Source organism: Peribacillus saganii, from assembly GCF_003429095.1.
Taxonomy (GTDB): domain Bacteria; phylum Bacillota; class Bacilli; order Bacillales; family DSM-1321; genus Peribacillus; species Peribacillus saganii.
The window spans coordinates 73,949-93,864 of sequence record NZ_QVTE01000012.1 but is presented as its reverse complement, the minus strand read 5'-3'; the positions used below and the strand labels follow the sequence as shown (position 1 = coordinate 93,864).

The window sequence follows — 19,916 nt, the reverse complement described above, 5'->3', positions numbered from 1 at the left end:
TTATGACCAAGGATATTGATCTCTAGGGAGTTTCTCGACACTCTGAAAAACGCCACATAATGGCGTTTTTACTTTTATCGATTATTGTTTTGCTGATTTCTCATTCCATTGGATACGCTATTTGTTGTTTGATCGATGACATCTGCAGTTTTGTCTACAGCTGTCATTGCAACGTCCTCAGCACCCTGGATTGTATTTTTTGCAGCGTCAAATACTACGCCTGCACCGTTTTTTACTTGTTCGGCAACATTTTGCGCTGCACTGTTTTGGTTGTTTTGATTGTTTTGACTCATGTTTTCACCTCCCCAAGAAATAGGTTGTACTGTTCGATATAAATCAATCCTGGTATTTTCCAGGTGCTAGACCAGGGCCTCCGGAGAATGCGCACTTTAAATGAATGACCGAAACCGCTGTTATGCTATACTACAGGTAGAATCAGCCAATTGGGGTTAAGGGAGGATTGGATATGGCATTAACTGATCGTGAAAAACACATCTGGAATGAAATTAGCGGATGGGAAGAGAAGCTGTTTCAATATGAACCTACAGATTTGGAAATTCTATATGAGGAATGGCTGGAGCAAGCCTTTTTGCTGTTGCCGGAAGAGATACGCGGAAAATTTTTTGCAAAGCTGGACAGCTGGCTATTCCATTTGCATGCTATGGTGCAAAGCTCTCAGGTTCAGCAGGATGCAAGGGAACGCATATTAGCTTCTGCAAGAGTGTTTAATCAGGATGTCCATTCTATCGAAGACATGGGAAGTTTGTCGATTGACCAATTAAAATACATAGCTGACCAGCAAATCGCCCGCCATCGCCTGTATTCCTTCGCACAGGGAGGAATCAGCGGCACAGGTGGTATTGTCCTGCTTGGCAGTGACATCCCGGCCATGACGGTCCTCAATCTTAGAGCTGTTCAGCTTATCGCCATGACATATGGAATTGAAGTAAATACTCCTTTTGAGATGACAATGGCTCTAAAGGTGTTCAGGGCTGGCGGGATGCCAAGAAGGCTGCAGGGATATGGCTGGGAGGAACTGATTAACGAGACAAAGGAAGCTGAGGATTATTACTTTTACGAGGGAAAAGAGGAATTAACGGACGCCTCCTGGCTTGAGCAGCCGTTAAAGCAGATTTTAAAGGCTGCAGCTATTACGCTCCTTCGGAAAAAGCTGTTTCAGGGAGTACCTCTTTTAAGTGTTGCAATTGGGGCCGGCTCCAACTACCGGATGACACGGGCGATTACGGAATTTGCCCATAAATACTACCAATGCCGCTACTTACTTAAGAAAAGAGGGGATAATAATGAGCGTTAGCCAGCATAAGAAAGACGCGCCACGGCATGTTAATTGCATGGTGATAACAGTCAGTGATACCAGAACAGCGGAAACAGACAAAAGCGGCAGGCTCATAATCGAAATGCTGGAGAATGCTGGCCATGTGGTTAATTTGTATGAAATAGTAAAGGATGACAGTATCGAAATTGAAACCGCGATACAACGGGGTTGTGAAAATGAAGAAGTTGAGGTCATTCTGACAAACGGTGGAACAGGAATTGCGAAACGTGATGTGACAATTGAAACGGTTCAAAATGTACTTCAAAAAGAAATTCCAGGTTTTGGGGAACTGTTCAGGATGCTTAGCTACACTGAGGACATAGGATCGGCTGCCATTCTTTCCAGGGCGATCGCCGGGGTTGCCGCAAACCGGGCTATTTTTGCAATGCCAGGCTCGACCGGAGCGGTACGCCTCGCGCTAGAGAAGCTGATTTTGCCTGAAATGGGCCATGTGGTGAAAGAAATTCAGAAGGATTTGGAATAGGGCTTCGATTAAGCAATGTCCAGATTTAACGGATTTTTCAGTTTGCAGCTAGTTTCCTTTGCGTAGTTATACGATTATTTTTTATGTATAAGCGAGAATTCCATCGAATTCGCTTGAAGCTTGGAGGATTCCCACGCGTATATGAACTATGGATTAAAATATTCCTCAAGAGAATAAAATATAAAGCGGCCGTTTCCTGATCACATATCGGGAAGAAGGCCGCTTTTTTATAAGAAATGATATTTGTCAATTCCGCTTATACGGTAATCACTTTTTTACTTTTTTTCAAAGCTTGAGAAAAGTCTTCCAGCATGTCATCCGCATTTTCAAGGCCTGCGGAAAGGCGAAGCAGGGAGCTGCTGATTCCTCTGCTTTCTCTTTCTTCGGCTGGCATGGCAGCATGCGACATTTTGGCTGGGTAGGATAGTATAGATTCCACTGCACCAAGGCTTACCGCAAAGACAGGAAGCTTAACGTTTTCAATAAAGGATCGAAGAACACTCTCATTTTCCAATTCAAATGACAATACGGCACCTGCGCCTTTTGCTTGCTGCTGCTGCAGAGCATATTGTGGATGATTCTTTAAGCCCGGATAATAGACATTCTTGACAAGATCATGAGATTGTAAGAAATGTGCCATTTTTTCAGCGGCAGCTACAGAATGAGAAAGGCGCACATGAAGGGTTTTAATTCCTCTCATGACAAGCCATGCATCCTGGACACCGAGCACAGCACCAAAGGAATTTTGCAAGAACCCAAGTTTATCAGCCAATGCGGGATCTTTAACCACAGCAAGGCCAGCAACGGTATCGCTATGGCCAGACAGGAATTTGGTAGCGCTGTGAAGAACAACATCTGCCCCAAGCTCAAGCGGTTTTTGAAGGGCAGGGGTTAAAAATGTATTATCAACAAAAGTAAGTGCGCCGTGTTCCTTTGCAATTCGGCTGATTTCCTTTATATCTGTTACCTTAAGCAATGGATTGGAAGGCGTTTCTACGTAAAACAACTTCGTATTTGGCTTAATGGCACGCTTAACTGCCTCAATATCCGTCATATCGGCAAAAGAATGCGATATACCAAAGCGGGTGAGAACCTGGGTTATCATTCTGTAGGTTCCGCCATAAACATCGTCGGTGATGACGACGTGGTCACCGGCTGAAAGGAGCAGGAACGCTGTTGATATTGCAGCCATTCCGGAAGAAAAAGCAAAGCCTCTCGTTCCGCCTTCCATTTGAGCTATTAAATCCTCCAATGCTTCCCTTGTAGGGTTCCCGCTCCGGCTGTAATCGTATCTTCCAAAGCTGTCGATATCAAACTGATGAAATGTTGAGGCATGGTGGATCGGAACGCTGACTGCCCCCGTAACAGGGTCTATTTTATGGCTGTTATGGAGAATGCTGGTTTCAAAGGTAAATTCGTTTTCAGTAGGCATCTGCAGTCTCCTTTCTAACGTTAATGAAAGCCTGTTCCAGGTCATTGATTAAATCGTCTGCATCCTCAATCCCAACAGAAAAACGGAGCAGCCTGTTACAGACACCTGTTTTCAGCCGGACCTCCAATGGGATATCGGCATGGGTCTGTGTCGCTGGGTAAGTAATAAAGCTTTCTGTTCCCCCCAGGCTTTCAGCAAATGTAATAAGACATAGACCTTGTAAAAATGGGTTTACGTCAGACTCATCCCGAACCCTAAATGAAATCATTCCGCCTTTGCCCGGATATAGCACGTCAGCCACCAAGCTGTGCTGGGATAAATAATCCACGAGAATTTTTGCATTTTTCTCATGCTTCTCCATTCTCAGTCCAAGCGTTTTCATCCCTCTCATGACAAGCCATGAATCAAAAGGACTTAACACGGCACCGGTACCGTTATGGTGAAATGCCAATGAATCGCATAATTCTTTTCCTTTAGCAACAACTAGGCCTGCGAGGACATCGTTATGGCCTCCAAGGTATTTTGTTGCGCTGTGGATTACGATGTCGGCACCAAGCTCAATCGGCTTCTGCAGCAACGGAGTATAGAAGGTATTATCCACTATCAGAAGGATTTCGTTACGTTTGGCTATTTTAGCGATTTCTGCAATGTCAGCCTGTTCCATAAGCGGATTTGTCGGTGTTTCCAAGAAGATTGCTTTCGTTTGCGGTGTGATCGCATTCTCTACTTCATCGAGATATTTTGGGTTTACATATTTGCTTGCCAGCCCCCATTTTTTAAATCCCTGCTCTAAAATCCGATACGTTCCGCCGTAAAGGTCACTGCTGACGATCCACTCGTCACCTGATTTAAAATGAGACAGTACTGTAAGGATTGCTGCCATTCCCGAACTGCAGGCAAACCCTGCATCCCCGCCCTCCAAATCTGCAATGGCACGCTCTAAAATCTGTCGTGTCGGATTCCCTGTGCGGATATAATCGTAGCCGGTAGATTGTCCAATCCCTTCATGCCGGTATGCCGTTGAAAAGTACACGGGGGGATTAACCGTTCCTGTGGTCTTGTCGCTCCTATTTCCAATTTGCGCTAGCTTTGTATGTATATTTACCATTCATTCCACTCCCTAATTAAAATAAAAAAAGTCTTCTTAAGAAGAAGACTTTTGAATAAACATGAAACCGAAGCCGTCTCCTTATCTTCCAAGTTTTTAAAGAACTTGCTGGAATTAGCACCTTTTCACTGAAATAACCTAGCGTGAAGGTTGCTGAGGTGTCATCGGGCCAGACCCTAAACCTCTCTGGATAAGAAAAATCAAATATTTAGTTTCTTTTGAATTTACTACACTATTGACTGCATGTCAAGGACTGCTGTGATTGGCTGCCGATTAATCAATAATTAAGTGTGCATTTTACCGCTCACAGATTGATTGACCCTGAACCAAAGCCATAACTCATTTATCGTAGATGCGTGCTCAGCGATTTCTGTATTGAGCCGGCAGGATACAGCGAAATCACTTTCAATGGAAAGGAGGGACTGTTTTTCATTGATGATATTCTCCAGTTCTTTAATCCTGTCAGGAATCGTTCCGCGAATTTTCTCCCAATGAAACAATATGTTTTGCTGGATATCCTTGCTATATTGATCCCATTCTTTTTTGAAAACAGGAATAGAAATCCCTAGCCGTTTATCAAAGAAAAATATCTCATCCATCGTCTTCAGCTCCTCATTAGCTCCATTCGGTGCAAAAGGAAAATATATTACCAAATTCCGCGCCCCGTCCGCCTATCCGGCTGTTTTCTATTAGTTTACAACAATTATCCTGGATGTCATATACATTTTAGCGTTCTAATAAAATATGCAACTATAATTTTTATAAAAAATTTAGGTAAAAACTATTGCAAACCATTTTTAAAGCTGGTAAAGTTTACTCAGGTAATTTGAATAAAAATAATATAAAGTGAATTTTTATTCATAAATAGGAGGAAAAAACATGGCAAATCCAAAAGTGGTTTTAGCATATTCCGGAGGTTTGGATACTTCCGTTGCAATTAAATGGTTACAGGAACAAAATTTTGATGTGGTAGCATGCTGCCTGGATGTCGGTGAAGGTAAGGATTTAGAATTCATAAAAGAAAAGGCGCTGACTGTAGGTGCTGTTAAATCATATGTTATTGATGCAAAGGAAGAGTACGCAAATGAGTACGCATTAGCAGCCCTTCAAGCCCACACTTTGTACGAAGGCAAATATCCGCTTGTATCAGCTCTTTCCCGCCCGCTGATTGCCAAGAAGCTGGTTGAAGTTGCCGAGCTTGAAAATGCGGTAGCCGTAGCGCACGGCTGCACTGGAAAAGGAAATGACCAAGTGCGTTTTGAGGTCTCCATCCAGGCTTTAAATCCGGACTTAAAGGTTATCGCGCCGGTTCGTGAATGGAAATGGTCTCGTGAAGAAGAAATCCAGTATGCACAGGACAACAATATTCCGATTCCCATTAATTTAGACAGCCCGTTTTCCATTGACCAAAATCTTTGGGGACGCAGCAATGAGTGCGGTATCCTTGAGGATCCGTGGGCAGCGCCGCCAGAAGAGGCGTATGAGCTAACTAACAGCCTTGAAAAAACACCGGATACACCGGACGTCATTGAAATCGGTTTTGAGCAAGGTGTACCTGTAACGCTCAATGGAACTGGTTATACATTAGCGAACCTGATCCTTGAATTAAACCAGATTGCCGGCAAGCATGGTGTGGGGCGTATCGACCATGTTGAAAACCGCCTAGTAGGTATCAAATCGCGTGAAGTTTATGAATGTCCGGGAGCCATTACATTAATTAAAGCTCACAAGGAGCTTGAAGATATTACACTTGTAAAAGAAGTGGCTCATTTCAAGCCGGTTATTGAAAAGAAGCTGACTGAACTGATTTACGAGGGCTTATGGTTCTCTCCTCTCAAGGATGCTTTAATGGCGTTCTTAAAAGAAACTCAGGCTACCGTTACTGGAACAGTACGCGTAAAACTGTTCAAAGGACACGCAATTATTGAAGGAAGAAAATCGGAATACTCTCTATACGATGAAAAACTTGCTACTTATACGGCAGATGATGAGTTTGATCATACAGCAGCAGTCGGTTTCATTAATCTTTGGGGACTTCCAACAAAGGTTAGCAGCATCGTAAAAAACAAGAAGGTGACAGTGTGAGCAAACTGTGGAGCGGACGATTTACGAAATCCGCTGAAGAATGGGTAGATGAATTTGGTGCTTCCATCTCTTTTGACAAAGAGCTAGTGCTTGAAGATATTGAAGGCAGTCTTGCACATGTTGCCATGCTTGGCAAAACGGGCATTCTTCCGGAATCTGATGTTAAGCTGATACAGGGTGGCCTGAAGACTCTGGAGACAAAAGCAAAGGCGGGAGAATTATCTTTTTCCGTGAAAATGGAAGATATCCATTTAAATTTAGAAAGCATGCTGATTGAAGAAATTGGCCCTGTTGGCGGGAAGCTGCATACAGGAAGAAGCCGCAATGATCAGGTTGCTACGGATATGCATTTATATTTAAGAAGGCAGACAGAGGATGTCCTGCAGCTGATAAATGGGCTGCAGGAAGCTGTTCTAATCAAAGCCGAGCAGCACGTGGAGACACTAATCCCTGGGTACACTCACCTGCAGCGGGCACAGCCGGTTTCTTTCGCCCATCACCTGATGGCTTATTTCTGGATGCTGGAACGCGATAAACAGCGTTTTTCTGAAAGCCTGAAAAGAATTAATGTATCACCGCTTGGGGCTGGAGCGCTCGCAGGGACTACCTTCCCGATTGACAGAGTGTACAGCGCTGAACAGCTTGGGTTTGCTTCCATCTATGAAAATAGCATGGATGCGGTAAGTGACAGAGATTTTATCCTGGAGTTCTTAAGTAACAGTTCAACATTAATGATGCACCTTTCCCGTTTCAGTGAGGAAATCATTCTTTGGTCTAGCCAGGAATTCCAATTCATTGAGCTGGATGATGCGTTTGCAACCGGAAGCAGTATTATGCCGCAGAAGAAGAATCCGGATATGGCTGAGCTTATCCGCGGGAAAACAGGCAGAGTTTATGGAAACCTTATGGGGCTGCTTACCGTGTTAAAGGGATTGCCGCTCGCCTACAATAAAGATATGCAGGAAGATAAAGAGGGAATGTTCGACACGGTTAAAACCGTAATTGGATCTCTGAAAATATTTGAGGGCATGGTTTCAACGATGAAAGTCCGCACAGAAAAAATGGAGCAGGCTACGAAATCAGACTTCTCAAATGCTACTGAACTTGCTGACTATCTTGCTTCGAAAGGCATGCCATTCAGGGAAGCACATGAAGTAGTAGGAAAGCTGGTGCTTCAATGCATCAACAAGGGATGTTATTTAGCAGATCTTCAGCTTTCTGATTTCAAAGCAGCGTCAGGTCTGTTTGAGGATGATATTTATGCAGCTCTGAACCCGTACGAAGCTGTTAAACGGAGAAACAGTGCTGGCGGGACCGGCTTTAAGCAGGTCTCTCTGGCAATCGAAAAAGGAAAAAGTCTGCTTGCTGAATTCCAGAAACAAATCTAATATGTAATAAAGAAAACCTTGCCATTTTTTGGCAAGGTTTTTTCATAGAGAGTGTAACTTTAACTTTTTAACATGTTCAGACGTCTAGCTCCAGCACCGTCCCAATGAACAGGACCTTGCCTAAGCTATTCATCCTGTTGTGTCCTGACGACAAGTACATCACAGGGTGATGAACGGGTAATATGCTCAGAGACGCTGCCGATTAGCAGCCTTTCTACGGCGTTTAATCCAGTGGCACCGCATATGATCAAGTCTAGATCATATTTATATGCAATATCTTTCGGGATCTTTACTTTCGGTGAGCCATAATCAACGGCTATTTCGATGTCTGGCATTCCGGATGCTGCCGCTTCTTGCTTGTATTTTTCCGTTAATTCAGCCGCAAAGGATTCTGCACGGTCACTCATAGTCATATTATAGGCTTCCATTGCAGCAAAACTCCTAGTATCGACTACATGTGCAAGTATAAGCTTCGCGTTATTGCGCTTTGCAATTTCAATGGCCTTTTTAAATGCCCATTCGGCTTCCATTGATCCATCTACTGCCACAAGAATTTTTTTATACTTAAGCCCCATGTAAATCCTCTCCTTTTCCTATATTATACCATCCAGGGCCAAGGCATTTTTTGCAGGATGTAACAAAATGGCGAACTTCTTTTAACATCCTGAAAATTAGTAAAGAGCGGCCGAGAGAAACAAGACTCTGCTTCTGTCAGCCGCTCAGTCAGTTTTCCGTTATAATTGCTGGAAAACTCTGTTGTATCTTATCGCCATAAGGTTAACAGCATCTGGAGATTTTCCCGCCCTTGGCATTAAACCGGGCTTCCTGTGCTTCACAGAAAAAGTCTTTCCTTGATTTCACTTCCTGTTCTGGATGGTGAATTTTCATATGTTCTACGTATTTTTCATAGCTTGGGACGCCTACCAGTAAGCTGATGAATTGTTTTCTGTATTTTAAAATTGATTGAATTTTGCTAAGCATAGTGTTTGATGTCCCCTTCTTCTCGCGGTACATATGGTTCTTCATGCAGCTTTAAATTTTTATTGTTCAGCACCTGATACCAGATCCGCAATGCCGCAATAAACACGGTAATAACTACGATCATGAAGAATGCACAGAGGGCTGCATCAACATAGTCATTAACAAGCACCTGTTTCATCTGGGAGGCGTTAGCGGCGGGTGCTAAAACTTTTCCTTCATCAAGCGCCTCTTTAAATACTTTGGCATGTGACAAAAAGCCAATTCTTGGATTTTCGTGGAACAGCTTTTGCCAACCAGCTGTCATGGTCACGATTAAAATCCAGGTCGTTGGGATAAGGGTGACCCATACATATGCTTTTTTGCCCATTTTGAGTAAAACAGTCGTCCCAAACAGTAAAGCAATTCCTGCCAGCATTTGGTTGGCGATGCCAAACAGCGGCCACAACGTATTAATTCCGCCGAGCGGATCGATTACGCCTTGATATAAAAAGTAACCCCATAAAAGAACACATAGAGCAGTGGCGATGATATTCGGGATAATCGCCTCTGTTCTGGCAAAAGGTTTGTAAGCGGTTCCAATGATATCCTGGATCATAAAGCGTCCAACGCGTGTTCCGGCATCAATCGTTGTTAAAATGAATAAAGCTTCAAATAATATTGCGAAATGGTACCAGAATGCCATCAAAGCTTTTCCGCCAATTACTTCCGAGAAAATGACGGCCATTCCTATAGCAAGTGTCGGTGCTCCTCCAGTACGGGACAAGACTGTTTCTTCACCCACATCATCTGCAAGCCCTGTTATATCTTCAGGTGTGATGGTAAAACCCCAGCTGGACACAGTTTGGGCAGCCTGGATGGCATCCGTCCCAATGACGGCTGGCGGGCTATTGATCGCGAAGTAAATCCCCGGAGTGAGTACACAGGCAGCAATCATTGCCATTACAGCAACAAATGACTCGGTCAGCATCGCTCCATACCCAATTGGACGGGCATGTGACTCCCGTTCAATCATTTTAGGCGTTGTGCCGGAAGAAATGAGAGAATGGAAACCGGAGACGGCACCGCAGGCTATTGTGATAAATAAGAAAGGAAACAGGCTTCCGGAAAATACAGGGCCGGTTCCATCCACAAATTTAGTCACACCAGGCATTTCAAGATTAGGTGCGACAATTAGAATTCCCAATGCTAGACCGACAATCGTTCCTACTTTTAAAAAGGTACTTAAGTAATCACGCGGGGCAAGGAGCAGCCATACCGGCAAAACGGAAGCCACAAACCCATAAACGATCATCATTATGGCAATCGCTTCTCCGCTAAAGGTAAACATACTCGCTAATGTTGGGTTTTCAGCAACATATTGTCCGCCAACAATTGAAAGCAGCAATAAAATGACACCAATCGCAGAACCTTCTCCAACGCGCCCAGGACGGATATAACGCATATAAACTCCCATAAAAATTGCGATCGGAATCGTGCAGGCAATTGTAAACATTCCCCAAGGACTTCCTACAAGCGCTTTCACAACTACTAATGCCAAAACGGCCAATAAAATAATCATAATTCCTAATATACCAATCATTGCAATCAGGCCAGTTACCTTGCCCATTTCATCCTTAATCATTTCGCCAAGTGATTTGCCGTTCCGGCGCATAGAACCAAATAAAATGATAAAATCCTGAACAGCACCGGCTAAGACGACACCCACAACAATCCAAAGAGTTCCTGGCAAGTATCCCATCTGGGCTGCAAGGATTGGGCCAACCAGCGGGCCTGCACCAGCTATGGCTGCAAAGTGGTGTCCGAACAGTACCCATTTGTTTGTCGGAACATAGTCTTTTCCATCATTATGAATCTCAGCAGGTGTCTTGCGTGAATCATCCAGCTCAAATACTTTTCTAGCCATGAATCTGCTGTAGAACCTGTAGGCAATGGCATAGACACAGACAGCTGCCGTAACCAGCCAGATTGCATTTATGCTTTCCCCGCTGTTTAACGCCATAACTGCAAAACCAGTTGCTCCCAATGCAGAAACAAGGCCCCAGATGATTATTGATTTTAAGGCTTTCAATGAAATCTCCCCTTTCTAATGAGTTAAAAATATTATATTTCATAATTCAGAATTTTAGCAAAGTTTTAATTGATTGTGACAAAATTTTGTCTTGCGCATAGATGAACTATGGAAACAGAAACTAATAGGAAGGGAAGGGAGGAATGTAATGATGAAGGATGAAACTGAGCCAAGAAAGCTTATCTATGACGAAAATGGCCTGCATGAAACGACCCGGCAAATTTCGGACTCGTATATAAGCGGCTGTATGACCGCTGAAGATTGTGATATGGTTGACACCACACCATCCAATGAAACGTATTCAGGCTAGCAGGTTAAAGTAAGTTCAGCCTTCGCTGATAAATTGAGAATCCGTAAAAATACTGCATGAATTAAGCGTTGTCAAGCCGAAGAGTAAACTAGGCAATATACTTGGTGATGTAAACGAACTCATGAGAATTAAGCAAACGTCATTTACGTGAGAGATCGATTAATTAACCATTAACCGATAATATATGGAATTAAGAGAAACGCATCTTACAGGGAAGAGGAACCTAAACTGTTGCCGGTTCCTCCTCTTATAAGGTAGATGAAGCTTACTAAATAATTTGTAATGTCTTGGGATATTTGGTTAATGCCTCAAAACCATCCGAAGTTACCAAAATATCGTCTTCAATTCTTACTCCTGCGAGACCAGGTACATATATGCCAGGTTCAATCGTAAAGACCATACCCTCCTGCAGTTTCAACAGATTCGTTTCAGTGAGAGAAGGATATTCATGAACGCTGGTTCCGAGTCCGTGCCCAAGCCGATGAGGGAAATATTCTCCATACCCTTGTTCCGTAATGATTCTGCGTGCTGTTAAATCAAGTTCTGAACAGGATATTCCCGGTTTTGTGGCAGACGCCGCTGCTTCCTGGGCTTTTAAAACAGTTCGGTAAATCTCAGCCTGTTTATCGCTGACACCGCCATAAGCTACTGTTCTTGTAATATCTGAGCAATATCCATTATAAACAACACCAAGATCGAACAATACAAGGTCACCCTTTTTTATCTTCGTTATTCCTGGTGTTCCATGTGGTGAGGCTGCATTTGCCCCGGTTAGTACCATCGTTGAAAAAGCCATTTCATTGATACCCGTTTTTTTAAGTTCAAATTCGATGGCAGCCAATATTTCCATTTCCGTCTTGCCCTCACTGATTTCCGCTACGCCAGCTTCAACAGCGAAATCAGCAATCTTGCACGCTTCCCGGATCAGTTCTATTTCTTTATCATTTTTCACCATCCGCAGCTGCCGGAGCTTTTCTTCAGCGGCAAAAAGCTTAGGGGACGAAAAGAGCTTGTTGACCTTTTCAAATCTTTCGACATTCAGATGCTCTTTTTCCACCGCCAGTTTCTGGATGTTAATGGCACGCTTGCTTACAGAACTATAAATGCTTTCCCAAGGGTTTTCGATATCTGTATAGCTAATGATCTCAAAGTTCCATCCCGCATTCCTTGCAGCTTCAACTTCCATTTTGGGACAGACCAGGAAGGGCTCCGCTTCCTGAAAAACCAATAAGGCGAGCAAACGTTCATGCGGATTGGTGCGAAAGCCGGACAAGTAAAATACGGTATCCGGTGAGGTGAGCATAGCTGCCTGCATATCCTGTTCTTTTAACCAGCTTTGGAGATTGCTGATCGCAGTACTCATAAACATTACCTCCGTTCTTTTTCCATAAGATGACCTTATCAATAAAATACATCAATTGTAAACAGTTAAATTGTTTGAAATTGGGTGCAAGAAAAGTGTATATTTTTTTAAAAGAATGATTTGAAAATAATGGATTTTGAAAGGGGAAAAGCAAATGAAAGTATCATTCCACGGTCATGCGGTAGTCAAGGTTGAAACAGGCGGCAAAACCATTCTGTTTGATCCATTTATTACAGGAAACGGATTAACGGATCTAAAAGCGGAAGATGTAAAGGCAGATGTTATTATTCTGACCCACGGGCACAATGATCATGTTGGCGATACCGTTGACATTGCAAAAAGAAATAATTCACTAGTAATTGCAACCGCTGAACTGGCTACATACCTAAGCTGGCAAGGATTAAATACTCATGGAATGCATATTGGGGGCTCTTATGAGTTTGATTTCGGCAGGGTGAAATTGACACCTGCTTTCCACGGCAGCGGCTATACAACAGAGGATAATCAAATTATTTATTGCGGAATGCCAGCCGGTGTACTGCTTAAGGCTGAAGGGAAAACGATTTATCATGCAGGGGACACAGCCGTTTACTCTGATATGAAATTAATTGGTGACCGGAATTCGATTGATTTGGCGTTTTTGCCTATTGGAGATAATTATACAATGGGGCCGGAAGATGCGGCACTTGCAGCAGAGTTTATAAGAGCAGCGAAAGTTGTCCCTATCCATTACAATACTTTCCCGCCTATCAAACAGGATCCAAATGAATTTATTGGAATGCTGAAAAAAGGAACGGGCCATATTATGTCTCCAGGAGACGAACTTAAACTTTAAAAAATAAGTGGAAATTGAAGTGCTAAAATGCAGTATAAAAAAATCAGTTTTGTTCATCCTATCCTTTGTATTGATAAACGATAGGAGGAATTGCAATGCCACAGCGTATTCAGCAATCAGTTCAGGTTGCTCAGCAAGCTCTTCAGCAAATTCAGCAAATCGCCCAGCAGCTGCAGATGCAAGAGCAAAGGAACGCTCAGCAGCTTCAGCAGCTCCAAGGCCTTAATTCAGGTCAATTGGGGCAGCAGATGATGGGACGTAACACTCTTCAAGCGGGCATGGCGGGGCAGCTTCAACAATTGTCACAGGCTGAAGTAATGGCTGCCCAGCAGCTGCAGCAAATTCAGCAAATGGCACGCCAAATGGAACAGCAGCAATATGCCTAAGGTTTTCAACAAGGTTATCAATATTAAAAGTCCGATTCACTAAGCCGGGAACAAAGAGTTCCGGGCTTTTTATGTTTGCAAAAAAATAATGGGATTGAAGGACATGGACCTCCAGGAGATATCTTATCGCAAAAACTGATGCAGATTCTCATCGGAAGCAGGACTGAAATCATAAAGAAAATAAAAAAACAATTAAATGTACATAATGGTTATTAGATGTGAAATTACTAAGCTTATACGATTGCCTAAATTAAAAAACTATTTTTCTCACAAAGGCCTATACCGGAGGGTGCTATGGATTTATTTCGAAAAAAAATCATCAGGCATGAAACGAACAGCTCGCTAAAACGAGTCCTTGGTGCGGGAGATCTAACGATGTTAGGTGTAGGCGCCATAATTGGGACAGGGGTTTTTGTACTGACAGGTGTAGCCGCAGCAAAATATGCCGGCCCCGCACTGATTTTGTCATTTATTATTGCCGGTTTAGCATGTGCCTTTGCGGCTTTATGCTATTCCGAATTTGCCTCTATGATTCCTGAATCAGGCAGTGCATACACGTACAGTTATGTTGCATTTGGGGAGGTAATTGCCTGGATATTAGGCTGGGATTTAGTCCTTGAATATGGACTAGCTTCTTCGGCAGTGGCCAGCGGTTGGTCGGGATACTTCCAGGGCTTGCTTTCAGGATTCGGAATCCATTTCCCAACCGCAATTACAAGTGCCTTTGATCCGGAGAATGGTACAATAATTGATTTGCCTGCCGTGGTTATTATTTTTTTAGTAACAATGCTCCTTGCCAAAGGCGTGAAGGAGTCAGCAAGATTTAATGCGGCAATGGTTGTCGTCAAGGTGGCAGTGGTCCTTCTTTTTATCATAATAGGAGTGTGGTATGCAGAGCCAGCCAACTGGACACCATTTATGCCATTCGGTACTTCTGGGGTAGTGGCTGGTGCTGCGGTGGTTGTGTTTGCCTATTTCGGTTTTGATGCAGTTTCCACCGCTGCCGAGGAAGTGAAGAATCCACAGCGCAATCTTCCGCTGGGCATTTTATCCGCACTCGCGATTTGTACTGTATTATATATTGCTGTCTCGCTCGTTCTTACAGGAATTGTTCCATACGAGTTGTTAAATGTAAAAGATCCGGTAGCTTATGCGTTAACATATATTAACCAGGATTGGGCAGCAGGGCTCATCTCCCTTGGCGCTATTGTCGGGATTACAACGGTATTAATCGTTATGATGTTCGGGCAAACACGCCTTTTTTATGCAATGAGCCGTGATGGCCTCCTGCCGGGATTTTTATCTTCCATTCAGCCAATTTCTAAAGTTCCGGTTGCGAGCACTTGGGTAACAGCTGCGCTGGTCGCTTTTTTTGCCGGGTTTGTACCACTGGACAAATTAGCTGAACTAACGAGCATTGGAACATTGTTTGCTTTTTCGACAGTGTCTCTTGGTGTCGCCGTTCTAAGGAAAACACAGCCAGACATAAGGCGAGGCTTCAAAACCCCATGGGTTCCTCTTGTCCCGGCGCTTGCTGTCATTTTTTGCGTCTATTTAATGCTTCAGCTTTCATCATTTACCTGGATAGGCTTCGTCGTATGGCTATTATTGGGGCTGGTGATTTATTTTACGTATGGATACAGAAATAGCAGGTTAAATCAACAGGAAAAGGCGTAATAAGGCACATTTACTTATTATCTGCCAAATATTATTCTTTACAGGTCTTCCCGGGTAGTGTCGGAAAGGCCTTATTTCTTTTAAAATGCTATGTTAAAGCTCGTTGCTGATTTTTACACTTTGTGTTGTAGAGCTGCCGCCCAGAACTTTTTTCCGTAGGAAAATAAAGCCTCGAAGCACAGGACGTACTGGTGCCGACTTCGCCACAGGACAAGGAATGCTTCGGCAGGGGTGGAAAAAAGTTCCTTCTGTCAGCGCTTGTCTTATGCTTGTCAGGGCTGATCAGGGCGCTTCAGCTTTTCCATCGCATTTTCTCGTGCGGTGTTTATTAGGGGAATCCAATTCAACGTCCTGCGGGGAAAACGGGTCAAGGGAAACCACACAGGTGCAAGCGCCGAGGAGGATTCCGGACCGCCATTAGAACGAAATTCAACAGGTAAGTTTAACAGTATAAAATAAAAAGCAATAGCATGGTATCAGCCTCGGTATGTGCTTCTTTTTCCAGCATGTCTGGCATATAGTGTTCTCAGGAACTTGACTTGTAAATGTAAAGGAGTGTTTTAAATGCGACAAAGATTGCTATTATGCTTTTTACTGGGTGGGGTAATGCTTTATTACGCAGTTCCGCGGCTCTCGCTTACAACTGGAGGAAAGGAAAGCTTATTTGCCGCCATGTGGCTGCTGCTTGCTTTGTTTGTGATGGGCGGCAACCTGGCGGGAATGCTATATCAACCCAAAAAACAAAAAGCGCAAAAAGTCAAAGCAAAGGCATACAAGCGCAAAAGAATTCACTATTATCAATAGTGGCGTTTGAATAGCTGCCCTGTTCACTTTATAATGATAAAAAGGGAATATGGTGAAAAGGGTGAAAAGGTTGGCAACTAAGCATGAACAAATATTGCAGTACATTGACCAGCTTCCGGTAGGGGAGAAAATCTCTGTACGCCAAATAGCAAAGGCATTGACTGTCAGCGAGGGCACTGCCTATCGGGCTATTAAAGATGCTGAGAATAAAGGCTATGTCAGCACAATAGAGCGGGTAGGGACTATCAGAATTGAACGGAAGAAAAGAGAAAATATCGAAAAGCTTACGTTTGCCGAAGTAGTGAATATCGTGGACGGACAAGTATTGGGTGGGCGTGCCGGGCTCCATAAAACTTTGAACAAATTTGTTATTGGGGCGATGAAGCTTGAAGCCATGATGAGGTATATTAGCCAGGACAACCTGCTTATTGTTGGTAATAGGGACCAGGCACATGAGAATGCGCTAAGAGCAGGGGCCGCTGTCCTCATTACCGGAGGGTTTGATGCGGAAGAAAATGTAAAAAGGCTCGCGGATGAGCTTCAGATGCCAGTCATTTCAACCAGCTATGATACATTTACGGTTGCGACCATGATTAATCGCGCCATTTATGATCAGCTTATTAAAAAGGAGATCCTGCTTGTTGAAGACATCCTGACGCCGGTTCATGAAACGGTATTTTTAAAAACAAGTGAGACTGTTGCCGAATATCTATTCCATAACAAAGAAACCAGGCATAGTCGCTTTCCTGTAGTGGATGACAATATGAAAATACAGGGTATGGTAACTTCAAAGGATATCATGGGCCAGGAACTGGATACCCCTATTGAGAAGGTAATGACGAAGCATCCGATCGTTGTAGGGGAGAAGACCAGCGTTGCCTCCTCCGCTCATATGATGGTCTGGGAAGGGATTGAATTGCTGCCGGTCATCGATGACAGCCATATTTTGCAGGGCATCATCAGCCGACAGGATGTATTGAAAGCGCTCCAAATGATTCAAAGGCAGCCACAGGTGGGAGAGACTATTGATGACGTAATTTCGAGCCAGCTAGGGGCAATCGGAAACCGGGGCAAAGGTGAGGATATTTACAACTATGAAGTAACTCCGCAAATGACCAATTATCTGGGAACTATTTCATATGGCGTTTTTACAACGATTGTTACGGAAGCGGCAAACCGGGCGCTTCGTAATTTTAAGCGCGGTGATCTGGTAGTCGAAAATATCACAATTTACTTCTTTAAGCCTGTTCAAATTGAAAGTATCCTCGAGATTAATCCTAGGATTCTTGAGGTTGGCCGAAAATTCGGTAAAGTTGATGTTGAGGTCTTTAATGAAGGCAAGCTGGTTGGAAAGGCAATAATGATGTGTCAACTGCTTGATAGATCTTGAGAGACTCCCTGAAAAAAGGAACATAAAAACCTTGTGAGTTCCCGAGGGACATGCACAAGGTTTTTTGCTGCTTTAGGAGATTTTAAATTCAACAAGTTGCGGATAACAAAAGTGGAGGGTCTAACTCCGGCACCCAGCAACTTTTATTCCGTTGAAAATATACCCACAACGGACGTGCTAATGCCGACGTCGGCACAGGATAAGGAAGGAACACTTCGGCAGCTCAACATCGCACGAAACAAAACGGCAGCTTTGAAAGGATGTGCTGAAATCGCTCAACGTTCCTTATACCAGGTTGCTTGCGCTTTTGGTCCTTGAATTATTATCGTACAGATTATCGGGCTGGACTATACTGCCCAGCAAAAAGATGTTTATGCTTTTCTAAGTTCCTCAGCCTCTTTAATGGCATGAGGCAGGTGGAATTTATAAGATTTATAGCCGCCCAGGATATTTACTGCACCGAGAATCATAAAAACAGCCCCCACAATATAGGCAACGGTTGTCTGATTTAAAAACAGCTGGTTCAGTCCAAACAGTGTAACGAATAATCCAAGTGCAATCGAAGACTTAGCAGAGATCCACTTCTTTTCCATGGGTCTGTTAGTCCGTACATATTTAATTTTATAAAATAAATAAAAAGCGAAAGCGATAACAATAAAAATGACTAATATTGGCATTACTAATCCTCCGGTCAATAAAAATACTTGATTGTAATTAGGTAGTTTTTAAATCTTATGAACCATATACTATTTTAACGGTAAACCGCTAATATGGCTATAGTTATTAACCCGCCTGGCTTTTCATCGGTTTCATTTTCTGCTTAAATAGAAATATATACCTGGTAGTAAAGGAGAAACTCAATGAATGTAAAAGAAGAAATCCTCGAAGCGATCCAACAGTATGACACAATTATTCTACACCGCCATGTAAGGCCGGATCCGGATGCATACGGTTCACAATGCGGGCTTGCTGAAGTACTGAGGGCTTCCTTTCCAGCGAAAAAAGTATACACAGTCGGCAAGGAAGAAGAAACTCTGCATTTTATGAAGCGGTTAGATGTTATTAGCGATGATACATATAAAGGGGCTTTGGTCATTGTTTGCGATACGGCAAATGAAGAAAGGATATGTGACAGACGCTATATTCTTGGCGATAAGCTAATAAAAATAGACCATCATCCAAATGAAGATCAATACGGAGACCTGCTCTGGGTAGATACGGATGCAAGCTCCTGCAGCGAAATGATATATGAATTTTATCTGTTTGGAAAATCCCGGGGACTGAAAATGAGCGACGAAGCAGCGCGCCTTCTGTTCGGGGGAATTGTTGGCGATACGGGACGGTTCTTATACCCGAGCACAACTGAAAAGACATTTCTTTATGCAGGGGAACTAATTCATTACAATTTTTCGAGGACAGAGATGTTTGATGGCATGTATGATGTCGGAATTAATGTAACCCGCTTGAATGGATATGTTCTGCAAAACTTTGAAATGGTTTCTGGCGGAGTAGGGAAAATGGTCATCACAAAAGATATATTAAAGCAATTTGACGCAACCACCGCTGAAGCCTCGCTTCTTGTAAGCGCCCTAGGCTCGGTTAAAGGAATGAAGGCTTGGGTTTTCTTTATTGAAGAGGATGAAGTAATCCGTGTAAGACTGCGTTCTAAGGGTCCAGTGATAAACGGAGTGGCCAAAAAGTATAATGGTGGAGGCCATCCGCTCGCGTCCGGCGCATCCATTTATTCATGGGATGATGCAGATAAGGTAGTCAGGGATATGCAACTTGCAGTAGCAGGGCAGTAAATCATCAAAAACGGAAACAGCGTAAGGTGATTCCTCAAAGGTTTTTTGGCCGAGGGAAACAAGATCGTGGATAGATGAGGTATAGGATTGAAAATTGGTAAAACCAAGCAGTTTTTTGGTTTGAAATTAGCGAAAATTTGCTTGGTTTTTTCTGTTTTAGGGCCATTTTTAACCGATTCAAGATGGACCTTATTATCGGGATAACGTCGCAGACGATATGTTCAAAAATTAATGGGGTATCGTCACTTTGAAGTTTTATAATCAACTTTTTGCATAGTATCATCAACTATTTTTTAAGGCTTAACTGTCCGCAAAGGCATCCTATTTTTATTGTCAACTTCGCGATTTTATCATCGAAAAAGCAAATAAATCATCAACTATCGATTCTTATCGGCGACTTTTAAGAAATATTGATTTCTCGTCAAAACTTGACAAATTCCACGCGTATTTAATGCCTTTTTAGT

Annotated in this window: 20 protein-coding genes and 1 riboswitch; of the genes, 11 read left to right on the top strand and 9 right to left on the bottom strand. The window is 43.1% G+C overall.

Features of this window, described 5'->3' with window-relative positions; genetic code table 11:
- Positions 1-74 precede the first annotated feature (74 nt).
- Positions 75-293 (bottom strand): hypothetical protein, encoded by a 219-nt coding sequence (locus tag D0469_RS05460; protein WP_117325630.1) that lies wholly within the window; start codon positions 291-293, stop codon positions 75-77.
- Between the two features lie 173 nt (positions 294-466).
- Here D0469_RS05460 and D0469_RS05455 point away from each other — a divergent pair, with 173 nt between their 5' ends.
- Positions 467-1,315, top strand: a complete 849-nt coding sequence (locus D0469_RS05455; RefSeq protein ID WP_117325629.1) for an EcsC family protein — start codon at positions 467-469, stop codon at positions 1,313-1,315.
- Positions 1,305-1,820 carry a MogA/MoaB family molybdenum cofactor biosynthesis protein gene (locus tag D0469_RS05450; protein ID WP_117325628.1) on the top strand — a complete coding sequence of 172 codons (516 nt, stop codon included), beginning with the start codon at positions 1,305-1,307 and terminating at the stop codon, positions 1,818-1,820. Before D0469_RS05455 ends, D0469_RS05450 begins: the two co-directional genes overlap by 11 nt.
- A gap of 256 nt (positions 1,821-2,076) precedes the next feature.
- On the opposite strand, the gene metC is transcribed toward D0469_RS05450, so the two are convergent.
- The 3 genes from metC to D0469_RS05435 form a co-directional block, all read right to left on the bottom strand.
- Positions 2,077-3,252, bottom strand: coding sequence for a cystathionine beta-lyase (gene metC / locus D0469_RS05445; protein WP_117325627.1), 1,176 nt, complete (start codon positions 3,250-3,252; stop codon positions 2,077-2,079).
- On the bottom strand, positions 3,242-4,360 hold the full coding sequence (locus tag D0469_RS05440; RefSeq protein ID WP_117325626.1) for a methionine biosynthesis PLP-dependent protein: 1,119 nt from the start codon (positions 4,358-4,360) through the stop codon (positions 3,242-3,244). Before D0469_RS05440 ends, metC begins: the two co-directional genes overlap by 11 nt.
- Before the next feature lie 78 nt (positions 4,361-4,438).
- Positions 4,439-4,557: riboswitch (SAM riboswitch) on the bottom strand.
- A gap of 87 nt (positions 4,558-4,644) precedes the next feature.
- The gene (locus D0469_RS05435; RefSeq protein ID WP_117325634.1) at positions 4,645-4,959 is read right to left on the bottom strand and encodes a hypothetical protein; all 315 of its coding nucleotides are present in this window, start codon (positions 4,957-4,959) and stop codon (positions 4,645-4,647) included.
- A 280-nt stretch (positions 4,960-5,239) separates the two neighbouring features.
- Here D0469_RS05435 and D0469_RS05430 point away from each other — a divergent pair, with 280 nt between their 5' ends.
- Entirely contained in the window at positions 5,240-6,445 is a 1,206-nt protein-coding gene (locus tag D0469_RS05430; RefSeq protein ID WP_117325625.1) for an argininosuccinate synthase, read from the top strand.
- Positions 6,442-7,833 (top strand): argininosuccinate lyase, encoded by a 1,392-nt coding sequence (gene argH, locus D0469_RS05425; RefSeq protein WP_117325624.1) that lies wholly within the window; start codon positions 6,442-6,444, stop codon positions 7,831-7,833. The genes D0469_RS05430 and argH overlap by 4 nt, the downstream gene beginning before the upstream one ends.
- A 125-nt stretch (positions 7,834-7,958) precedes the next feature.
- Here argH and D0469_RS05420 read toward each other — a convergent pair whose 3' ends face one another.
- The 3 genes from D0469_RS05420 to D0469_RS05410 form a co-directional block, all read right to left on the bottom strand.
- Positions 7,959-8,408, bottom strand: coding sequence for a universal stress protein (locus D0469_RS05420; RefSeq protein WP_117325623.1), 450 nt, complete (start codon positions 8,406-8,408; stop codon positions 7,959-7,961).
- A gap of 202 nt (positions 8,409-8,610) precedes the next feature.
- Positions 8,611-8,814, bottom strand: a complete 204-nt coding sequence (locus tag D0469_RS05415) for a YbdD/YjiX family protein (RefSeq protein WP_117325622.1) — start codon at positions 8,812-8,814, stop codon at positions 8,611-8,613.
- Complete coding sequence (locus D0469_RS05410; RefSeq protein WP_117325621.1) at positions 8,807-10,882, bottom strand: carbon starvation CstA family protein; 2,076 nt, start codon at positions 10,880-10,882, stop codon at positions 8,807-8,809. The genes D0469_RS05415 and D0469_RS05410 overlap by 8 nt, the downstream gene beginning before the upstream one ends.
- A gap of 148 nt (positions 10,883-11,030) precedes the next feature.
- On the opposite strand from D0469_RS05410, the gene D0469_RS20970 reads away from it, so the two are divergent.
- A complete protein-coding gene (locus D0469_RS20970) occupies positions 11,031-11,192 on the top strand; it encodes a hypothetical protein (RefSeq protein WP_158553353.1) in 162 nt (53 codons plus the stop codon).
- A gap of 268 nt (positions 11,193-11,460) precedes the next feature.
- On the opposite strand, the gene D0469_RS05405 is transcribed toward D0469_RS20970, so the two are convergent.
- A complete protein-coding gene (locus D0469_RS05405; RefSeq protein ID WP_117325620.1) occupies positions 11,461-12,555 on the bottom strand; it encodes a M24 family metallopeptidase in 1,095 nt (364 codons plus the stop codon).
- Positions 12,556-12,709: 154 nt separating this feature from the next.
- Between D0469_RS05405 and D0469_RS05400 the strand changes: the two genes are divergently transcribed.
- The 5 genes from D0469_RS05400 to D0469_RS05380 all read left to right on the top strand — a co-directional run bounded on the left by D0469_RS05400 (position 12,710) and on the right by D0469_RS05380 (position 17,647).
- Positions 12,710-13,390, top strand: a complete 681-nt coding sequence (locus D0469_RS05400) for a metal-dependent hydrolase (RefSeq protein ID WP_117325619.1) — start codon at positions 12,710-12,712, stop codon at positions 13,388-13,390.
- 95 nt (positions 13,391-13,485) lie between these two features.
- On the top strand, positions 13,486-13,776 hold the full coding sequence (locus tag D0469_RS05395; RefSeq protein WP_117325618.1) for a hypothetical protein: 291 nt from the start codon (positions 13,486-13,488) through the stop codon (positions 13,774-13,776).
- Between the two features lie 294 nt (positions 13,777-14,070).
- A complete protein-coding gene (locus tag D0469_RS05390; protein ID WP_117325617.1) occupies positions 14,071-15,453 on the top strand; it encodes an amino acid permease in 1,383 nt (460 codons plus the stop codon).
- Between the two features lie 564 nt (positions 15,454-16,017).
- Positions 16,018-16,257, top strand: a complete 240-nt coding sequence (locus D0469_RS05385; protein ID WP_117325616.1) for a hypothetical protein — start codon at positions 16,018-16,020, stop codon at positions 16,255-16,257.
- A gap of 70 nt (positions 16,258-16,327) precedes the next feature.
- The gene (locus D0469_RS05380; protein WP_117325615.1) at positions 16,328-17,647 is read left to right on the top strand and encodes a CBS domain-containing protein; all 1,320 of its coding nucleotides are present in this window, start codon (positions 16,328-16,330) and stop codon (positions 17,645-17,647) included.
- 371 nt (positions 17,648-18,018) lie between these two features.
- Here D0469_RS05380 and D0469_RS05370 read toward each other — a convergent pair whose 3' ends face one another.
- Positions 18,019-18,324 carry a YtpI family protein gene (locus D0469_RS05370; protein WP_117325613.1) on the bottom strand — a complete coding sequence of 102 codons (306 nt, stop codon included), beginning with the start codon at positions 18,322-18,324 and terminating at the stop codon, positions 18,019-18,021.
- Positions 18,325-18,507: 183 nt separating this feature from the next.
- Here D0469_RS05370 and D0469_RS05365 point away from each other — a divergent pair, with 183 nt between their 5' ends.
- Complete coding sequence (locus D0469_RS05365) at positions 18,508-19,452, top strand: DHH family phosphoesterase (protein ID WP_117325612.1); 945 nt, start codon at positions 18,508-18,510, stop codon at positions 19,450-19,452.
- The last annotated feature ends 464 nt before the right edge of the window (positions 19,453-19,916 follow it).

Coding starts and splice junctions, on each gene's coding strand:
- D0469_RS05460 (WP_117325630.1), bottom strand. CDS start 293: ATGAGTCAAAACAATCAAAACAACCAAAACAGTGCAGCGCAAAATGTT.
- D0469_RS05455 (WP_117325629.1), top strand. CDS start 467: ATGGCATTAACTGATCGTGAAAAACACATCTGGAATGAAATTAGCGGA.
- D0469_RS05450 (WP_117325628.1), top strand. CDS start 1,305: ATGAGCGTTAGCCAGCATAAGAAAGACGCGCCACGGCATGTTAATTGC.
- metC (WP_117325627.1), bottom strand. CDS start 3,252: ATGCCTACTGAAAACGAATTTACCTTTGAAACCAGCATTCTCCATAAC.
- D0469_RS05440 (WP_117325626.1), bottom strand. CDS start 4,360: ATGGTAAATATACATACAAAGCTAGCGCAAATTGGAAATAGGAGCGAC.
- D0469_RS05435 (WP_117325634.1), bottom strand. CDS start 4,959: ATGGATGAGATATTTTTCTTTGATAAACGGCTAGGGATTTCTATTCCT.
- D0469_RS05430 (WP_117325625.1), top strand. CDS start 5,240: ATGGCAAATCCAAAAGTGGTTTTAGCATATTCCGGAGGTTTGGATACT.
- D0469_RS05420 (WP_117325623.1), bottom strand. CDS start 8,408: ATGGGGCTTAAGTATAAAAAAATTCTTGTGGCAGTAGATGGATCAATG.
- D0469_RS05415 (WP_117325622.1), bottom strand. CDS start 8,814: ATGCTTAGCAAAATTCAATCAATTTTAAAATACAGAAAACAATTCATC.
- D0469_RS20970 (WP_158553353.1), top strand. CDS start 11,031: ATGATGAAGGATGAAACTGAGCCAAGAAAGCTTATCTATGACGAAAAT.
- D0469_RS05405 (WP_117325620.1), bottom strand. CDS start 12,555: ATGAGTACTGCGATCAGCAATCTCCAAAGCTGGTTAAAAGAACAGGAT.
- D0469_RS05400 (WP_117325619.1), top strand. CDS start 12,710: ATGAAAGTATCATTCCACGGTCATGCGGTAGTCAAGGTTGAAACAGGC.
- D0469_RS05395 (WP_117325618.1), top strand. CDS start 13,486: ATGCCACAGCGTATTCAGCAATCAGTTCAGGTTGCTCAGCAAGCTCTT.
- D0469_RS05390 (WP_117325617.1), top strand. CDS start 14,071: ATGGATTTATTTCGAAAAAAAATCATCAGGCATGAAACGAACAGCTCG.
- D0469_RS05385 (WP_117325616.1), top strand. CDS start 16,018: ATGCGACAAAGATTGCTATTATGCTTTTTACTGGGTGGGGTAATGCTT.
- D0469_RS05370 (WP_117325613.1), bottom strand. CDS start 18,324: ATGCCAATATTAGTCATTTTTATTGTTATCGCTTTCGCTTTTTATTTA.
- D0469_RS05365 (WP_117325612.1), top strand. CDS start 18,508: ATGAATGTAAAAGAAGAAATCCTCGAAGCGATCCAACAGTATGACACA.